18 protein-coding genes and 1 pseudogene are annotated in these 14,990 nt (G+C 67.0%); 13 read left to right on the top strand and 6 right to left on the bottom strand.

Features of this window, described 5'->3' with window-relative positions; all coding sequences use genetic code 11:
- Positions 1 to 4: 4 nt before the first annotated feature.
- From ACAM49_RS15900 to ACAM49_RS15885, 4 genes are read right to left on the bottom strand one after another with little or no spacing between them, the layout of a single operon-like run.
- On the bottom strand, positions 5 to 520 hold the full coding sequence (locus ACAM49_RS15900; RefSeq protein WP_369636303.1) for an SGNH/GDSL hydrolase family protein: 516 nt from the start codon (positions 518 to 520) through the stop codon (positions 5 to 7).
- Positions 501 to 1,016 carry an MFS transporter gene (locus ACAM49_RS15895; RefSeq protein ID WP_369636275.1) on the bottom strand — a complete coding sequence of 172 codons (516 nt, stop codon included), beginning with the start codon at positions 1,014 to 1,016 and terminating at the stop codon, positions 501 to 503. The genes ACAM49_RS15900 and ACAM49_RS15895 overlap by 20 nt, the downstream gene beginning before the upstream one ends.
- On the bottom strand, positions 1,013 to 1,357 hold the full coding sequence (locus ACAM49_RS15890; protein ID WP_369636274.1) for an EthD family reductase: 345 nt from the start codon (positions 1,355 to 1,357) through the stop codon (positions 1,013 to 1,015). Before ACAM49_RS15890 ends, ACAM49_RS15895 begins: the two co-directional genes overlap by 4 nt.
- A gap of 33 nt (positions 1,358 to 1,390) precedes the next feature.
- The gene (locus ACAM49_RS15885; RefSeq protein ID WP_369636273.1) at positions 1,391 to 2,968 is read right to left on the bottom strand and encodes a carboxylesterase/lipase family protein; all 1,578 of its coding nucleotides are present in this window, start codon (positions 2,966 to 2,968) and stop codon (positions 1,391 to 1,393) included.
- A gap of 271 nt (positions 2,969 to 3,239) precedes the next feature.
- Here ACAM49_RS15885 and ACAM49_RS15880 point away from each other — a divergent pair, with 271 nt between their 5' ends.
- The 3 genes from ACAM49_RS15880 (at position 3,240) to ACAM49_RS15870 (ending at position 5,196) form a co-directional block, all read left to right on the top strand.
- Positions 3,240 to 4,403, top strand: coding sequence for a lipase family protein (locus tag ACAM49_RS15880; protein ID WP_369636272.1), 1,164 nt, complete (start codon positions 3,240 to 3,242; stop codon positions 4,401 to 4,403).
- Positions 4,404 to 4,445: 42 nt separating this feature from the next.
- Positions 4,446 to 4,715 carry a hypothetical protein gene (locus ACAM49_RS15875; protein WP_369636271.1) on the top strand — a complete coding sequence of 90 codons (270 nt, stop codon included), beginning with the start codon at positions 4,446 to 4,448 and terminating at the stop codon, positions 4,713 to 4,715.
- 70 nt (positions 4,716 to 4,785) lie between these two features.
- Positions 4,786 to 5,196 (top strand): MarR family winged helix-turn-helix transcriptional regulator, encoded by a 411-nt coding sequence (locus ACAM49_RS15870; protein ID WP_369636270.1) that lies wholly within the window; start codon positions 4,786 to 4,788, stop codon positions 5,194 to 5,196.
- A gap of 36 nt (positions 5,197 to 5,232) precedes the next feature.
- Here the strand turns inward: ACAM49_RS15870 and ACAM49_RS15865 are convergent, their stop codons facing one another.
- On the bottom strand, positions 5,233 to 5,727 hold the full coding sequence (locus ACAM49_RS15865) for a hypothetical protein (RefSeq protein ID WP_369636269.1): 495 nt from the start codon (positions 5,725 to 5,727) through the stop codon (positions 5,233 to 5,235).
- A 263-nt stretch (positions 5,728 to 5,990) separates the two neighbouring features.
- Here ACAM49_RS15865 and ACAM49_RS15860 point away from each other — a divergent pair, with 263 nt between their 5' ends.
- Positions 5,991 to 6,284, top strand: a complete 294-nt coding sequence (locus ACAM49_RS15860; protein WP_369636268.1) for an alpha/beta fold hydrolase — start codon at positions 5,991 to 5,993, stop codon at positions 6,282 to 6,284.
- On the opposite strand, the gene ACAM49_RS15855 is transcribed toward ACAM49_RS15860, so the two are convergent.
- A complete protein-coding gene (locus tag ACAM49_RS15855) occupies positions 6,265 to 7,317 on the bottom strand; it encodes an NAD(P)-dependent alcohol dehydrogenase (protein WP_369636267.1) in 1,053 nt (350 codons plus the stop codon). The two genes, ACAM49_RS15860 and ACAM49_RS15855, sit on opposite strands and share 20 nt — an antisense overlap.
- A 252-nt stretch (positions 7,318 to 7,569) precedes the next feature.
- Here ACAM49_RS15855 and ACAM49_RS15850 point away from each other — a divergent pair, with 252 nt between their 5' ends.
- The 9 genes and pseudogenes from ACAM49_RS15850 to ACAM49_RS15810 form a co-directional block, all read left to right on the top strand.
- Positions 7,570 to 8,562 carry a GDSL-type esterase/lipase family protein gene (locus ACAM49_RS15850; protein ID WP_369636266.1) on the top strand — a complete coding sequence of 331 codons (993 nt, stop codon included), beginning with the start codon at positions 7,570 to 7,572 and terminating at the stop codon, positions 8,560 to 8,562.
- Between the two features lie 148 nt (positions 8,563 to 8,710).
- Positions 8,711 to 9,607: a helix-turn-helix domain-containing protein gene (locus ACAM49_RS15845; protein ID WP_369636265.1), complete on the top strand. Its 897-nt coding sequence runs from the start codon at positions 8,711 to 8,713 to the stop codon at positions 9,605 to 9,607.
- Positions 9,608 to 10,119: 512 nt separating this feature from the next.
- Entirely contained in the window at positions 10,120 to 10,674 is a 555-nt protein-coding gene (locus ACAM49_RS15840) for a hypothetical protein (RefSeq protein WP_369636264.1), read from the top strand.
- A gap of 29 nt (positions 10,675 to 10,703) precedes the next feature.
- Positions 10,704 to 11,483: a spermidine synthase gene (locus tag ACAM49_RS15835; protein WP_369636263.1), complete on the top strand. Its 780-nt coding sequence runs from the start codon at positions 10,704 to 10,706 to the stop codon at positions 11,481 to 11,483.
- Between the two features lie 128 nt (positions 11,484 to 11,611).
- Entirely contained in the window at positions 11,612 to 12,712 is a 1,101-nt protein-coding gene (locus tag ACAM49_RS15830) for a GGDEF domain-containing protein (protein ID WP_369636262.1), read from the top strand.
- A gap of 250 nt (positions 12,713 to 12,962) precedes the next feature.
- A complete protein-coding gene (locus ACAM49_RS15825; RefSeq protein WP_369636261.1) occupies positions 12,963 to 13,226 on the top strand; it encodes a three-helix bundle dimerization domain-containing protein in 264 nt (87 codons plus the stop codon).
- A gap of 123 nt (positions 13,227 to 13,349) precedes the next feature.
- Positions 13,350 to 14,351 (top strand): YdcF family protein, encoded by a 1,002-nt coding sequence (locus ACAM49_RS15820; RefSeq protein WP_369636260.1) that lies wholly within the window; start codon positions 13,350 to 13,352, stop codon positions 14,349 to 14,351.
- A gap of 83 nt (positions 14,352 to 14,434) precedes the next feature.
- Positions 14,435 to 14,596, top strand: coding sequence for a hypothetical protein (locus ACAM49_RS15815; RefSeq protein WP_369636259.1), 162 nt, complete (start codon positions 14,435 to 14,437; stop codon positions 14,594 to 14,596).
- Positions 14,593 to 14,990 (top strand): annotated as a pseudogene (locus ACAM49_RS15810) (alpha/beta hydrolase); the annotation flags it as partial. The gene ACAM49_RS15815 and the pseudogene ACAM49_RS15810, both read left to right, overlap by 4 nt.

Below are 14,990 nucleotides of genomic sequence, written 5' to 3'. Positions count from 1 at the left end.
CGATTCAGCGACTCAGTACATCGGCGGTGCGCGTGGCCATGAAGGCCTGGCCCGCGGCGTTGGGGTGTACCGAGAGGGAAGCTGAAGCGGGGAGCGGGGTTTCGACCCAGCGCGTGCCGGGAGCCTGGCAGGCGTCGTGGCCGGGTTGGGTGTCCGGGTCGACGTACTCGGCGCCGTGCGCCGCGGCGGTGTCGGCCAGCATCCGGTTGAGCCGGTTGGTGACGTCGGTCAAGAAGGTGACGTCGCCGGGACCGATCGGCATGCTCGGCCAGCAGCCGCCGGCGGCGGGCAGAATCGGCAGGTAGCCGGTGAGCGCCACGGTGGCATGCGGTGCGCGGCGGTGGATTTCGTCCAGTACCGCGCCGACCCGGGGTGTGACGGCGGCCAGCCGGCCCCCGATCTGGTCGCCGCCGAGGGCGAACGAATCACGGCAGGGAGCGCCGAACGGCGCGACGGCGCCCAGTACCCCGCAGCGCAGGGCGATATCGGCGAACCCGAAGTCATTGCCGCCGATGCTGATCGTGACCAGTAGCGACGCTGATACCGAAGGTGCCGCCCCAGATGCCGATGGCTTTCGAGCGGTCTTTCGGGTCGGTGAAGGTGTCGGTGAGGATCGACAACGCCACCGGGGCGAGGACCGATCCGCCAACGGCCTGGGCAATGCGGAACACCACCAGCCAGCCGAGACTCGGCGCGAAGGCGCAGGCGAGCGATCCGACGCCGAAAATGGCCAAGCCGGTTTGGAATACGACCCGGCGGCCGATCCGGTCGCCGAGGGATCCGGCGAGCATCAGCAGGCAGGCCAGCGCCACCGAGTAGGCGTCGATGGTCCACTGCGCGCCCGAGATCGAGGTGTGCAGCTCACGGCCGATCGACGGCAGCGCGACATTGAGGGCGGTGATGTCCAAGCCCATCAACAACAACCCCACACAGCAGATCGCCAGGACCAGTTCGCGCCGCGGTGCCTCGGGCATGGCGTCCGCGGTCTGCCAGTGGGTCGCGTCGAGCGGGGTCATGGCACGACCGGAATCTCGACTACGTAGGCGATGAACAGTCTTTCGGTGAAATTCGGCATGTCCGCCATCGCCGCCTGACCGATCGCTCCGGCGAAGGCGTCATCGAGCGCCTGCTGGGACGGAAACCACAGCTCGGCGAAGCCGTCGATGGGGGAGTCCGGGTGCTGCCTGCGGTCGATCGGATTGACGACATACTTCAGCAAGTGCGTGGCCTCGGCATTGGCGCCCGTCCAGAAGGTGGTGTGCACCTCGGTCCAGTGCTTCAAGAACTCTTCGAACGACAGATCGTTGCGCTTGATGATCGACCCGACGAACTTCACGGTGCCCGGTTCGGTGGACATGATTGCTCACTCTCGGTCGGTGGACTGTGTCGGTCAGGGCTGCAGCAGTGGCAGCGGATCGAAGCGGTAATCGGCCCAAATCCGTTGGGAGGCTTGCTCCGGATAGGCGCCGATGCTGCTCTCGCCGTCGTCGTAGAGCCGGGTGAGCTGGCTGTCGAGATCGAAGGCGGGCCAGCCGGGATCGCCGTGCGCGGCGAACGAGGCCCAGGCGGTCAGCATTTCCTTCGACAGCTGCCTGGTTCGCGCGGAGGGTGCCTTTCCGTACAGCTGGGTTGCCAGGTCACCGCCGAAATTGCCGAAGACCAGCGGCAGCTCGTTGGCGTGCGCCGCGCCGATCGGTGTTTTGTCGTAACGGAATTCGTAGAGGCGGGTGATGCCGCCGGCCGCGGCGTGTGCTCGCGCCAGGTGCAGGCTCGGCATGCGGAAAAGGAAGTCGGAGCAGACCAATTGGAAGAGATCTTCGGGATTCGCCTGCGGGTTCGCTGTTCGATAGGCCTGTGGTCCGTCGGACACCGGTGGCACGAGCCGCAACGCCAGGTCGGACTGTGCCTGCGTGATGGCGGGCGGGCCGCCCGCCTGGTAGATCATGAAGTTGTACTCGTCTCGGGTGTGCCCGACGATCAGGTCGACCTCTCGGCCCGCGCCCTCGGCGACGGCCCGCCACGGTGACCGCGGCAGCACGTCGCCGTCGACCACCGGTCCGAATGGCGACCCGGTCACCACGGTCCGGTAGCCCCACCGATCCTGGTGTGCGCCAATGGACATCGCCAGGGTGGCGCTCGCATCGGCCAGTGCCTGCGGATCGATGGCGGCCAGCGCCGCCGCCGTCGGCTCGACGCCGATTCCGCTCGCGATCGTCGCGGTGATATCGGCGGCCAGTGCCGGGCTGGGCAATGACGCGGGAACGCTCTCGGCGATCGCCCGGTGGAACAATCCCCGGGCGGTGGGCATGGCGAGCAGCATGGCGATGGATCCCGCGCCGGCCGACTGGCCGAACACGGTGACATTGCCCGGGTCGCCGCCGAATTCTTCGATATTGTCCTGAATCCATTGCAGCGCAGCGACTTGGTCGAGTAGGCCCCGGTTCGCGACCGCACCCTCGATCTGGGCGAACCCCTCGACTCCCACCCGGTAGTTGAGACTGACCACGACGATGTCCTGCCCGGCGAGGTTGCCACCGTCGTAGCCGTCCTGTGCCGAGGACCCGGATATGTAGCCGCCGCCGTAGATCCACACCAGCACCGGCAGTTTCCGGCCGCGCGGGTTCGGTGACCATACGTTCACCGTCAGCCACTCGTCGGACCCGCCACCGGACGCGGCCTTCGCGCCGAACAGCGCGGGTTGCGGGGGCGGCGGGCCGAACGCCTGGGCATCGCGCACACCCGACCACGGATCGTGCGGCACGGGTGCGGCGAATCGCAATGTGCCCGTGGGGGGTTGAGCGAACGGGATGCCGCGGAATACCGCGAGCCCTTGCTCCCGGCTGCCCAGCACCGAGCCCTTGGTGGTGCGGACCGTGAGATCGGCATCGCTGAAGGTGGTTCGATTCCGGGCCGAGGCGCATCCCGCCACGGCCAGCGCGGCGGCGACCGCGACGCCGGTCCCGATCACGCGTCTGCGATTTCATTCACCGGCGCCCATGATCTCTCCCTCTGGCAGGTCGATCGAGCAGTTCGTGTGCGAATAGCAAGCCTATTTGCGGTGTGCCCGTGGGAGAATGTCGTATTTGGACAGCGGCTTGTCGTCTGGGGACGGGCGCCACGGCCCTTTACGCATTGTTGCCACCGGCCGTATGCTGGTTCGTATACGAACTATGCCGCACACGCTATTTCGTCGAGATCGCGTTGTTCGCATCCCAGTTCGGGTCCGAAAGGTGCAGCTCATGCGCACAGGTGTCGCAATATTCGGTGCCGCACTGTCGGTCACCGTGGTCGCGGGGATGACATCGCCGGCGGTGGCGGTACCCGACGGCGACGCCGGGCCCGGGACGGTGATCGCCACCGAACCGGCGACCTGGATCTCCGACTCGCTGCGCTCACTGGTCAGCACCGCCACCGAATTCCGCTATCGATCCACCGATCCGCACGGTGCGCCATCCACGGTGAGCGGTGCGTTCTATCTGCCGCGCGGCGAAAAGCCTTCCGGCGGTTGGCCGGTCGTCGCCTTCGCGCACGGCACCTCGGGTGTGGAAGAGCAGTGCGCGCCATCGCGCAGCCCCGACATGTACAGCTATCTCCCGGAGGTCGAGGCGCTGGTGCAACGCGGATGGGCGGTGGTCGCCACCGACTATCAGGGACTCGGCAGCCCGGGGCCCGCGCCCTATCTGGACTCGGTATCGGAGGGGGCGAATGTGCTCGATTCGATCCGCGCGCTGCACCAGCTCACCCCGGACGTGTCCCCGGAGAGTGTGTTGTTCGGCGTATCCCAGGGTGGGCATGCCGCCGAAGCCGCGGCTGAGCAGGCACACGACTACGCCCCCGAGTTGACTGTGCTCGGCGTCGCGCTGGCCGTCCCCGCGCTGAATCTGACGCCCTTCACCGGCGCGGTCGACAATGGGCAGCTGTCGGTGTCCCAATACGGCCTCACCCCGCTGCTGGTGGAGGCCGTGCAGGCGGCGGTCGCGCCGGAACTGAATCCGAACGATGTGGTGCACGGCATCCTCGCCGCGTCCACGCCGATTCTGTTGCAGTGCACCGGCGTTGGTGATCAATTCAAGGGCGCGATCAGCGAGGCGGCCCGACCGCCCGACGTCGTCTTCACGACCCCGGCGGCGCGCGACGCGTTCGACCGGTTCGAGGCCGAGAACGCGCTGCCGAAGCAGGCGTACCAGTTTCCGGCCTTCATCACCCGAGGCACCGCCGACACCCTCGTCACCACGGCGTGGTCCGATACCGCGGTCGCCGACATGTGCCGTCTCGGCATCCGGGTCACGCAGCGGCTGCGTCCCGGCGATCACGTGGCGGTGCCCGATACGGACACACCCGCCGTCGTCGACTGGATCGCGAGCCTGCTGAACGGTTCGCCGCCGGCGGGTACCTGCGGCTGACCTCGTTCGTCCGCATTTCCCCACTCACAGAAGGAGTTTCCGATGTCACACGACAATCAGGGCGCAGGAACACCCACGGTGATGTGGGAGGTCAAAGCCCCGCCGAACAAATACCCGGAATTGCTGGACTGGATAGATTCGGTGGCGGTCCCGGCCGTGCGAGCCTCCGGCGCCGAGGTCACCAGCTACGCCTCGGCCGACTTCCGGGCGGCGATCATTGCCACCGGCCCCGGCATCGGCGGCGACCTCCCGCTGCCGCCCGCGGACCTGGTGGCGCGCCCGGCCAAGCATTGGCTGTTCACGCGCCGCTAGTTCGGCCGCCCGGTCCCCGCCGTCGCCTATAGTCGTGCGTATACGAACAAGATGGCGCGACGGAGGCGGCATGCAGGACGACGAGGTCTTCCATGTGATGCGACGCGTGCTCCAAGAACACGCGTCGCGCTGGCAGGCCGCACTGCCCGAGCTGACCAAACCGCAGTACGCGGTGTTGCGGGCGATTCACGAGGATTCCGGCCTGGAGCAGTCGGCCCTCATCAAGGCGGCGGCCAGTACGAAAGCGACGCTGGCCGAGCTGCTCAGCCGGCTGGAAGACCGTGGGCTGGTGGTGCGGTACGGGGATTCCCGCGACAAGCGCCGCCGCTATGTCGAGCTGACCGCGGAGGGCCGTCGCACCGTGCTGCGGGCCGGGCCGGTGGTATCCGAAGTCGACGAATCGATGATCGAATGCCTGCGCCCGCGCGAACGCGAGCAGCTACTGGCGATGCTGCGACGGATGGTGCCGTCGGCCGATTAGGACTGTCGAAACATCGCCCCGGCCGTTCCGGTCGGATCACCCTGCGTAGTAGACCCCTCGGCTGGCCAAGCCGCCGGAGAAGCTGGGTGTGTGGGTGTCACCCGCCCTGTCGGTCCACGACGCGCCGGTGCAGCGGAAGGTGAAGCCCTGCTCGGTGTAGCAGGTGATGCCCGCATGACTGATGACGCTCGCGCGGGGCATAGGCGGATTGCCACCGGGAACCGTGTTCGACGGCAGCAAGTTGAACCCGGGGCGGGCGCTGCCGCTGACGTCGAGGTAGACCTGACGCACCGAGGGAATACCGCCCAGCCCGTAGTACAGGAAGACCGGCGAGTCGAGGTCGCAGCCGACCCGCCCGTCCGGGGTGATCGAGCAGTTTGCGCCCGGATCGGGTGAGAAGTACAGCGTGCCGTCCACCAGCAACCCGCCATCATCGGCCCGCGCACCACCTGCCTGCGCGATCGGTAGGACGACCGCGGCCGCGAGCACGCCGAGCACACCGACCACCTGAGCAATCCTCCGATTCGACATGCTGCCTCCCTGGTTCGAGTGAGGTTGGAACCGCAGCCGGCGACCGCGGATCCCCGAACTAGCAATCAGTCAGCCAATGAAAGCAGGAGGCATCTCGCCTCGACCATGTCATCGTTGGACACCCGCTTGTGGGATCAGGACACCATTGAGCAAACCCGCCGCTGACCATTCTCGGGCACTTCATTCTCGTTAATCTGACCGGAAACTGGTTGTCCGGGTTACCCCGGGCCGCGGACCCGGAAGGGGTGGCGCGGTTCCTGACAATGGTCGCCGCCAACGGACCTCACACCGGGTACCGATGGCAGTCGTTGCGATCGGAACAGACCCTCGTGCGACTCGAATCGCTGTGTGCGCCAACCTTGCTCATCGCCGCGAGCGAAGACGTCTTCGCGCCGCCGCCGGTGATGCGGGCCATGGCGGATCGCATACCCGGCGCCGAATTCGCCATCCTCGACCACGCGGGCCACTGCGCCTATTGGGAACGGCCCGAAGCATGGAACGGGATAGTCGTCGATTTCCTGCGACGGGCTCGGCTGACTACAAGCCCTGGTCGGTGAATGTGGCGGCGTCGATGACGAAGCGATAGCGGACGTCGCTGGCGACGACGCGGTCGTAGGCTTCGTCGAGCTGTTTCGCGATCAGCTCGATCTCGGCCGCGATGCCGTGGGCGGCGCAGAAGTCGAGCATGCGCTGCGTTTCGGCGATGCCGCCGACCAGCGAACCGGCGAGACGGCGCCGGTTCTGGGCCAGCGAGAATCCGCGAACCGCTATGGGGCGCTGCGGTATTCCGAGCTCCACCACCGTGCCGTCGATGGCCAGCAGCGACAGATAGGCGTCCATATCGAGATTCGCCGAGACGGTGTTCACGATCAGGTCGAAGCTGTCGCGAAGATCGGTGAAGGTCGACGGGTCTTTGGTCGCGTAGTAGTGCCGCGCGCCGAAAAGCATGCCGTCGTCGCGTTTGCTCAATGTCTGGCTGAGAACGCTCACCTCGGTGCCGAGCGCGCTGGCGATCTTCACGCCGATGTGGCCGAGTCCGCCCATGCCGAGGATCGCGACCTGCTTGCCGGGCCCGGCATTCCAGTGCGTCAAGGGGGAGTAGAGGGTGATTCCCGCGCACAGCAGGGGAGCGGCGGCGGCGAGGTCCACGCCATCCGGAATGGACAAGACGAAATGCTCGGTCACCACGATGTGCGTGGAATACCCGCCCTGGGTGTAGGTGCCGTCGGGCAGCGGCGCATTGTAGGTCTGCACAACACCTTTGGTGCAGTACTGTTCCTGCCCGCTGCGGCACGCCGGGCACCGGCCGCACGAATCGACGAAACACCCGACCCCGACGCGATCGCCGACGGCATGCGCGGTGACCGCGTTGCCGATCGCCGCGACGATGCCGGTGATCTCGTGGCCCGGCACCAGCGGGTAATGCGTTCCGCCCCACTCGTTTCGGGCGGTGTGAATATCGGAGTGGCAGATGCCGGCGAATTTGACCTCGATAAGGACATCCTTGGGGCCGAGGTCGCGCCGCTGGATCTCGACCTTTTCGAAGGCGGCGCCGGGAGCGGATACGGCGAAAGCGGTCGCGGTAGTCATTGGCACACGTCTCCTTCGGTCGATCCCGGACGGTCTCTCGGCCGACTATCCGTGGGTTGTCCGGCCAGGGCAATGGGTATTGCCGCGGCACGGCCGAATTCGATCAGCGATTATCCATTTTCGATTTCTTGTCGGAGGTGGACAATCGTGTGTCGAATCCGGACGACCGGGGGTCGTTGCCCTATCGGACACCCGTCGTCGCTGCCACCGTGGTTGCGGGATGACGGGGGGATCGATCGAAGGGTGGCTTCGATGAGGTTATTGCGCAGGGTACTCAGCGCCACAACGGCATTGGTGCTTTCGGCGACCGGACTCCTTGCCCTGTCGACGGCGGCGGCCGACGGTCCGGGCGTGCGTTACGTCGCGTTCGGCGACAGCATGACCGTCGCGCCGTACGGCGGCGGCGGTGGTGTGCTGGGTCTGCCCACATTTCAGGAGCAACCCAGGACGGTACCGCCGCCGAATCCACTCGATTGCGCGCGCAGCAATTTCGGGTGGCCTTCGATCATGGCGGCCGAGTGGGGGCTCGGGGAGCCGCAGCTCGGTGACTGGGCCGACAATGCCTGTCAAGGCGCGACAACGGATTCCGAGCCGGTCGACAACCTGCGCACCCAGATAGATCAGTCCATCGCGGACGGAATGCTCGGGCCCGCAACCGAACTGGTGACAATCCAGATCGGCGCCAATGACATCTGGCATCCGGGGCAGGTCTCCAATTACGCCTACACCCTGGCCATGTGCCTGACCGACATCATTCGCGGCTGCGACGAACGCACCGATGCCGACCACTACATCGACGCGAACGCCATCGTCGGTTCCAACCTCGCGTACCGGCTGACCCGCGGCGTCCGCGGCGACATGATCGGCGCGATCCGTGCGGCGGCGCCCGACGCGGCGATCCGGATGGTCGGATACGAGGATCCGCTGCCGCCGCCCGGGGTCCCCTTCGTGTGCTTCTCGGTTTTCGGCCTGCACACTCCCTGGCCGCAGTATCGAACGGCCTACGCGCACTTGATGACCGACAATCTCGAGACCGCGATCCGCGACGCCGCGGACCAGGTGGGCGTCGGATTCTGGTCCTTGCGCCCGGTCGGCGGCGGCCACGATTTGTGCTCACCCGCGACACATTGGACGGGCCTGATGGATCCGGGTGAGCCGTTCTTCCCGTTCCACCCCACGCTGGAAGGGCATCGTGCGCAGGGCACTCTGCTGAACGGCGTACGGCTGGCCGAAGGAATCCGATGAGACGAATCTCGGCGCCACGATAATTCGTTCGTATACGATCGATATGTGGGTGTGCGGACGCCGCCGCGAGGGGTCCGCACACCCACCCGCTAATATTCGGCTACCGGATGTCGGCAATATGCCGGCCGTGGCCGAAGGGAGCGAGCCCGTGGCCGAGGAGCTGTACGAGAGGTCGGGGAACCCGGAACTGGGCGTTGCGGTTTCGACCTTCGGGGAATTGCTCGAGCGGCATGCGGGTGCCGAGTTCAGCGGACCGCAGAGCCAGGCGTTCGACCTGCTGATGTTCGTCTCCGGAGGGCAGGCCGAGCAGGTGGTGGACTTCGCGCGCTATCGGCTGTCGGCGGGGGATGTGCTGTGGGTACGGGCCGGTCAGGTGCTGGAATGGGGCGATATCGGCGGCCTGGCGGGTGATGTGGTCACCTTCAGCCCGTTCTCGATTCCGCCGATCACCTGGGAAACGGTCTGCCGCCGGGCGGGGAATCAGAATCATTGGCTCGGCGCGGCCACCGCGTCGCCCGATGTCGCCTCCGGTATCGCCTTCATCCGGTCGATCGCGGAGAAGATGCGGACGCAGCCGTCCAACGCGTGGCGGGTCGCCCTGCCTCAGGCCGTATCGGCCCTGCTGCTCACCCTGACCGTGAATTCGGATTTCATCTGCCGCAGCGATGTGTCCTCGGCGCAATTGAGCGCGTATCTGTCGTTTCTCGACGCCTTGGAGGTCGAGTTCACGACGCGGCAAACCGCGCAGGAGTACGCGGAGCTGCTGGGCTACTCCACCAAGACGCTCGACCGCATGGCGCGCCGCTACGCGGGCCGATCCGTGAAACAGATGATCGACGACCGCGTGATGCTCGAGGCCAAGCGCCTGCTGGTCCACAGCGATCTGTCGGTCGCCGCGATCGGCCGCCGGCTCGGCAATGCGGATGCGGGCAACTTCGCGAGGTTCTTCGCGCACCACGCCGAGGTGTCCCCGGCGGAATTCCGCCGCACACACGGTCTGCCGTCACGCGTCCCCACCCCCGCCGTGGGCACGGTCCGTGAGTAACAGCGGCAGCCTGATCCCGCTACACGGCATCGTCCCCGAGCAGCCGACGCGGCTGTCGTCTCGGGGACGATGAGTGTGGGGCCGATCGATACCTGGGCGCCCTGTCAGTGGAATTGCGTGGGCAGATAATTGAATGGGCTCAGCAGCACACTGATCACGGCATGGCCGACGGGGTCGGAATTGACCGCGAGGAAAACATCGAAGAGAGACATCGGTTCATCCTCCGTTCAGAGCGACTCGAATATCGCTACCTGAACTATCCCCGGCTTCCGGCCGCAATCAACCCCTCCCCGCATCGATAGTCCGCACCCGACATCCACTTGTCCAAAAATGACGTGCGGTGGCATTCGACCTCGGCGGTGGCCCGGCGGCCCCGGCACACGGGGGAGTACCTGTGTCGGCCATCGTGTGTCGGCGCGGATACACAACGGGTGTGGGGACGCCGACAGACCGGGTGGGGGATTCTTCGCAGAATTGGTCGCAGACAACGCAAATCAATTCGGAGGAATCCAATGTCGAAGGTCACCACCCTGATCGGTGGCGCGCTCGCCGCCCTCGCCGCCACCGCGGTTATGACGCTGCCCGCGGCACCCGGGGCGTTCGCGCAGCCGGCGCCCGCGCCGTCGGCCTCGGCGTCGGCGCCCTCGAAAACTCAAGGCTGGCTGAGCATTTACAGCGGGAGGGCCCCGCAGGGGGTCAATGCGGTGCAACTGCGGGTCGTCGATGACGCCACCGTGGGCAACCGCGTCGTCGACCGTGACGGCAACTCGCTCTACCGATTCGACAAGGACACCGCCAACCCGTCGAAGTCGAACTGCAACGGTGACTGCGCCACCACGTGGCCGCCGCTGTTGGTCAGCCGTGGCCAGGCGCTGTATGTCGAGGGCGCGGATCCGGCGTTGACCGGGTTCGTCGAACGCGCGGACGGCTCCTGCCAGATCACCATCGGCGGCTGGCCGGTCTACTACTTCGCCAAGGACAAGAAGCCCGGCGACCTGAACGGTCAGGGTGTCGGCGGCACGTGGTTCGCGGTCAACCCGACCGGCGGAAAGGCCCTCGCCAAGTAGGCACGATCGGCGCACGGGATCATGGTCGGATGAGCAACTCGTCGGAGGCACCTTGTGATGAAGACGCGCAGCCGGAGCGGAAGCCGGGGCGGGTGACGCGGGAGGTGCGGTTCGGGCTTGCTGAGCTGGCGGCCGATGAGGAGCGGGCGGGGGGATGGTTCCTGCGGGTCAATGACATTGCCCAGTCCTATGTCGACCTCGAGGATCCGTCGCATCTGGAGCTCGACTACATGCGGTATCTGGCCTGTGCCATCGATGCCCGGGAACCCGCCGCGGCGCCGCTGGATGTCGTGCACATCGGCGGCGGTGCGGGAACTTTCCCCCGCTACCTGGCCGCTGTGCGGCCGGGGTCGCGGCACCTGGTCATCGAGGCGGACGAGGCGCTGGCGGAGTTCGTCGACCTGCATCTGGGGCTGCGTGCGGTCCCGGGGGTCGAGCTGAGGATCGGCGACGGGCTGGCCGAGATCGCCACTCTGGCAGCGGATTCCGCGGATCTGCTGGTGGCCGACGCCTTCGAGGGACTGCGGATCGCGCCGGGGATCACCGGTGCCGAATTCACGGCGCAGGTGGCGCGGGTATTGCGGCCCGACGGCATCTACCTGCTGAACTTGATCGGCTCCGGCCGCGGATTGGACGCGATCCGCGCGGTCTTTCCCCACCGTGTGCTGGTGGATGGCGACGTGTTCGCGGGCTATGTCGGAAATCGGGTGCTCGCCGCCAGCCGGGTGCCCCTCCCGCTGGACGCGCTGCATCGGATCGCGAGCCAGGCCTGGCCGCCGACGCGCGTCTCGCCGGATGCGGGGGAGTGATGTGGTTCACTATTGCTCGGCTAGCGTCATCACTCCTCAATAGACTGCGCTGACCGGCAGTTACCAGAGGCCGGGGTGGTTCGCGGTCGATCGTGCGGGAGGGTTTGTTTCGCATCGAGGGGCGGCACGTGCGCGTTGAACTGGCGTTGATACGCGATTGGTGGCATGAGGATGTCGACTATCGGTGGGTGGTCGACGCGATCGCTTCGCGCTCGGCGCTGGGGGTTTTGAAGACCGCCATCGGCCTGTGCGGCTTGGCCGCACCGCTGATCGCCGTGCTCATCATGCTGTCACCGGAGAGGCCGCGTGGTCGGCTGGCGGCGCTGGCTTTCTGCCTGCTGATAGCGATCGGATTGGTCTGGAGTACGCGCTGGCTGGTCCGGCCGTGGCCGGGCGAGACCGAGTCGCTGGTGCTCGTCGCGAGCGCGGATATGGGAGTCACCGCGACCTGCGCGCTGAGTCCGGAATACGTGGTGCGATCGGTCGGAATGATGTTGCTATTGATCATCGGCATCTACGTGAGCGCCTTCCACGGTCCGAGAACGCTTGCCGCGCATACGATGTGGGCATTCCTGTCCGCGGTGCTGCTGGCGGTCCCGTTGTTCCGGCGCGACGATCCGGCCTCGGCGGTGATCATGATCGTGGGGATGACCGCGGCCATCGTGGTGCCCCCGGGACTGCAGTTCTGCTACGGGGTGCTGCGCGGCGAAATGCTCTCGGACCCTTTGACGAGACTGTGGAGCCGGCGGGGGCTCGACTATCACTCGGCCATCGTGTTCGCCCGTCCTGTCCCGGATCCGGCGTGCGTGATGGTGATCGACCTGGACCGGTTCAAGGCCGTCAACGATGCGTTCGGGCATGCGGCCGGCGACGAGGTGCTGGTGTGCACCGCGCAGCGATTGCGCACGGCGGCGCCGGCCGGGAGCATCGTGTCGCGGTTCGGCGGTGAGGAATTCGCGGTCATCGCGCGGTTGCCCGCCGGGGCCGCGGCCGGCGCCGCGGACCGGTTGCGGCGCGCCGTCGCCGAGCCGATCGGCGCGATATCGGTCACCGCCAGTATCGGTCTGGCCATCGTGGACGCGAGGGACGTGCGCGACCGGGACCGCAGCCACCGGCTGGTGCGAGAGATCCTCTGCCGTGCGGACAGTGCGATGTACCAGGCGAAGCAACAGGGCGGGAACATTGTCGTGAGCGCGTGCGCCATCACGCCCGCGGAGATCGGCGGTTGAGCGGCGAGAGTCGCTGTTGCAATTTCATTTGCTTCTTGCATTTGTCGGTGTCGAGGACCTCTTGTGCCGACGCTCGGACATGGTGTGCCAGAAAGGGATTTGGGCGGGAAAAGTGCGGCCGTTGACATGACACTCGGAGGGCGCGGTCCGGGAGTCGAGAGGCTCCCGGACCGTTGTCCAATCAACCGGGTGCCCGAGGAGGGGTCGGATGCCGGCGTCAACTGTTCGCGTACGGAGGCGAGACCACAGCATGACCGAACCCGAAGAGGAACGGCAGATCAGCGAGCTCGTCGCGCGCCTGTCCGACAAGTTTCCCCACTTGCCGGCGCGGGTCGTCGCGGAGGAAGTCCGCGGTATTCACCGCGAATTCGATGATCACCGGGTTCGGGAATTCATACCGCTACTGGTGGAGCGGATCGCCGAACGGCATTTGAGCAAACGGGCGCCGTACCGCTCGGCAGCGCCCGGCGACGATCCCTTATGGCAGCCGGAATCGTCCCCGGCCTATTTCTGATTCCTCGACCGGGCTCCGGCTATTCGCCGATACCGGTTCGGCGACGAGGTGGACAGGGGCACACGGGCGGCCGATGCGGCGTGGCGGGTGCAGCCCTCGACGTTCGATCGATATGTTTGCCGCGTGATTGCGCTCGTCGTGGGGATGGTGTTGCTGGGGTGGTTCGTGCTGCGGGTGTATCGCGAACCTCGGCGGCTCGGCAACAGCGTGCTCCTGCTGATCGCGCTGGGCGTCACCCTGATCGGGGTGCTGCACGTCGATCCCGACAGCGGGCTGGCGACCCTGGCGCTGCTGGTCATCATCCTGTCGCCGCTGCTGGTCTTGCTGCTGGCCGCGCTGCTGATGGTGAACGGTGTGCAGATGGTGCGCCGGGAAGGGCGGCGGGTCGCCAACCTGCTGTCGTTCGGGCTGGGGGTGGCGCTGCTCGCGCCGTATGTGCTGTTCGTGGTGGCGCTGGTGGTGAAGAGCCCGTGGGCGGCGGGTGTGCTGGCGTCGATCACGTTGGTGGAGAGCTATTTCGGCTTCCTGTTGCTGGCATTCCTGCTGTATTCGCTGATCTACCTGCGTCTGCCGTACCGGCCGGGCATGGGGGCGATCGTCGTGCACGGCTCCGGGCTGATCGGCGATCGGGTGCCGCCGCTGCTGGCCGCCCGGCTCGACCGGGCGCTCGCGATCCTTCGCGCCGAGATCGCGGCCGGGCGCGCCCCGATGCTGGTCACCAGCGGCGGCAAGGGTTCCGACGAAATGGTCGCCGAGGCCGATGCCATGGCCGACTACCTGCTGGCCCAGGGCGCACCGGCCGGTGCGATCCTGCGAGAGGATCGTTCCGAAACCACCGACGAGAACCTCTCCGAAACCCGCACGCTGCTCGCTCGATATGGCATCCCGACCCCGGTTGTCCTGGTGACAAGCAACTTTCACGCCCTGCGCACCGGAATCCTCGCCCGCAGACAAGGCCTGGACGCGACGGTTGTCGGCTCACGCACCGCCTTCTACTACCTGCCGAGCGCGATCCTGCGCGAATTCACCGCCTTACTGGTGCAACACAAATGGACGAACCTCGTGATCTCGCTGGCGCTGGCCGCTTTGCCGCTGCTCGCGGTGGCCACCTACTCGGTCGAGTAGGTCCTCATCGTCGTAGTCCGGCGAGGACGCGGAGACGGCTTATACCCTGTGCTGGAGGATGTTTCGCATGGGGAAGGACGCTCGTGAACTGGTTGCTCCTGCGCGGGCTGAGCCGCGACCAACGGCACTGGGGTGAATTCCCGGCACTGTTCGAAACCGCGGTCGGCGGTGAGGCCGGCGACTGGACCCGCCCGGCTTCGGCACCGAGCACCGGCGCACGGCACCGCTCACGCTGCGCGCTATGACCGACGATCTGCGTTCCCGCTTCGAGCCCGGCGACGCCGACTGGTCGATCCTCGGCATCTCACTCGGCGGCATGGTCGCCATGGATTGGATGTCGCGCTACCCCAACGACTTCCACCGCGGCATCCTGATCAACACCAGTTCGGCAGCCTCACCCCTGCACCACCGATTCCGCCTCGGCAGCCTGCCCGTCCTGGCCGCCACCCGTCTCCTCGATCCGGTCGCCGCGGAGCGCGCGATCCTCGCGGTGGCCTGCAACAGCACCGAGGTCCCGCGCGCCGAACTCGCCCGCCGCTGGGCGCAATACGCCTCGGAGGCCAGCGCGAGCAGCCGCAGCGTCGCCGCGCAAATGCTGGCCGCCATCGGATTCCGCCACCCCCACCGCCCCCCGATCCC

The organism is Nocardia sp. JMUB6875, assembly GCF_041154655.1.
GTDB lineage: Bacteria > Actinomycetota > Actinomycetes > Mycobacteriales > Mycobacteriaceae > Nocardia.
This window is presented reverse-complemented; position numbering and strand designations above follow the sequence as displayed.

What these genes read in the sequence shown, in the direction of transcription:
- ACAM49_RS15895 (WP_369636275.1), bottom strand. Translation starts at nt 1,016, where the DNA reads ATGACCCCGCTCGACGCGACCCACTGGCAGACCGCGGACGCCATGCCC.
- ACAM49_RS15890 (WP_369636274.1), bottom strand. Translation starts at nt 1,357, where the DNA reads ATGTCCACCGAACCGGGCACCGTGAAGTTCGTCGGGTCGATCATCAAG.
- ACAM49_RS15880 (WP_369636272.1), top strand. Translation starts at nt 3,240, where the DNA reads ATGCGCACAGGTGTCGCAATATTCGGTGCCGCACTGTCGGTCACCGTG.
- ACAM49_RS15875 (WP_369636271.1), top strand. Translation starts at nt 4,446, where the DNA reads ATGTCACACGACAATCAGGGCGCAGGAACACCCACGGTGATGTGGGAG.
- ACAM49_RS15870 (WP_369636270.1), top strand. Translation starts at nt 4,786, where the DNA reads ATGCAGGACGACGAGGTCTTCCATGTGATGCGACGCGTGCTCCAAGAA.
- ACAM49_RS15865 (WP_369636269.1), bottom strand. Translation starts at nt 5,727, where the DNA reads ATGTCGAATCGGAGGATTGCTCAGGTGGTCGGTGTGCTCGGCGTGCTC.
- ACAM49_RS15860 (WP_369636268.1), top strand. Translation starts at nt 5,991, where the DNA reads ATGGTCGCCGCCAACGGACCTCACACCGGGTACCGATGGCAGTCGTTG.
- ACAM49_RS15855 (WP_369636267.1), bottom strand. Translation starts at nt 7,317, where the DNA reads ATGACTACCGCGACCGCTTTCGCCGTATCCGCTCCCGGCGCCGCCTTC.
- ACAM49_RS15850 (WP_369636266.1), top strand. Translation starts at nt 7,570, where the DNA reads ATGAGGTTATTGCGCAGGGTACTCAGCGCCACAACGGCATTGGTGCTT.
- ACAM49_RS15840 (WP_369636264.1), top strand. Translation starts at nt 10,120, where the DNA reads ATGTCGAAGGTCACCACCCTGATCGGTGGCGCGCTCGCCGCCCTCGCC.
- ACAM49_RS15835 (WP_369636263.1), top strand. Translation starts at nt 10,704, where the DNA reads ATGAGCAACTCGTCGGAGGCACCTTGTGATGAAGACGCGCAGCCGGAG.
- ACAM49_RS15825 (WP_369636261.1), top strand. Translation starts at nt 12,963, where the DNA reads ATGACCGAACCCGAAGAGGAACGGCAGATCAGCGAGCTCGTCGCGCGC.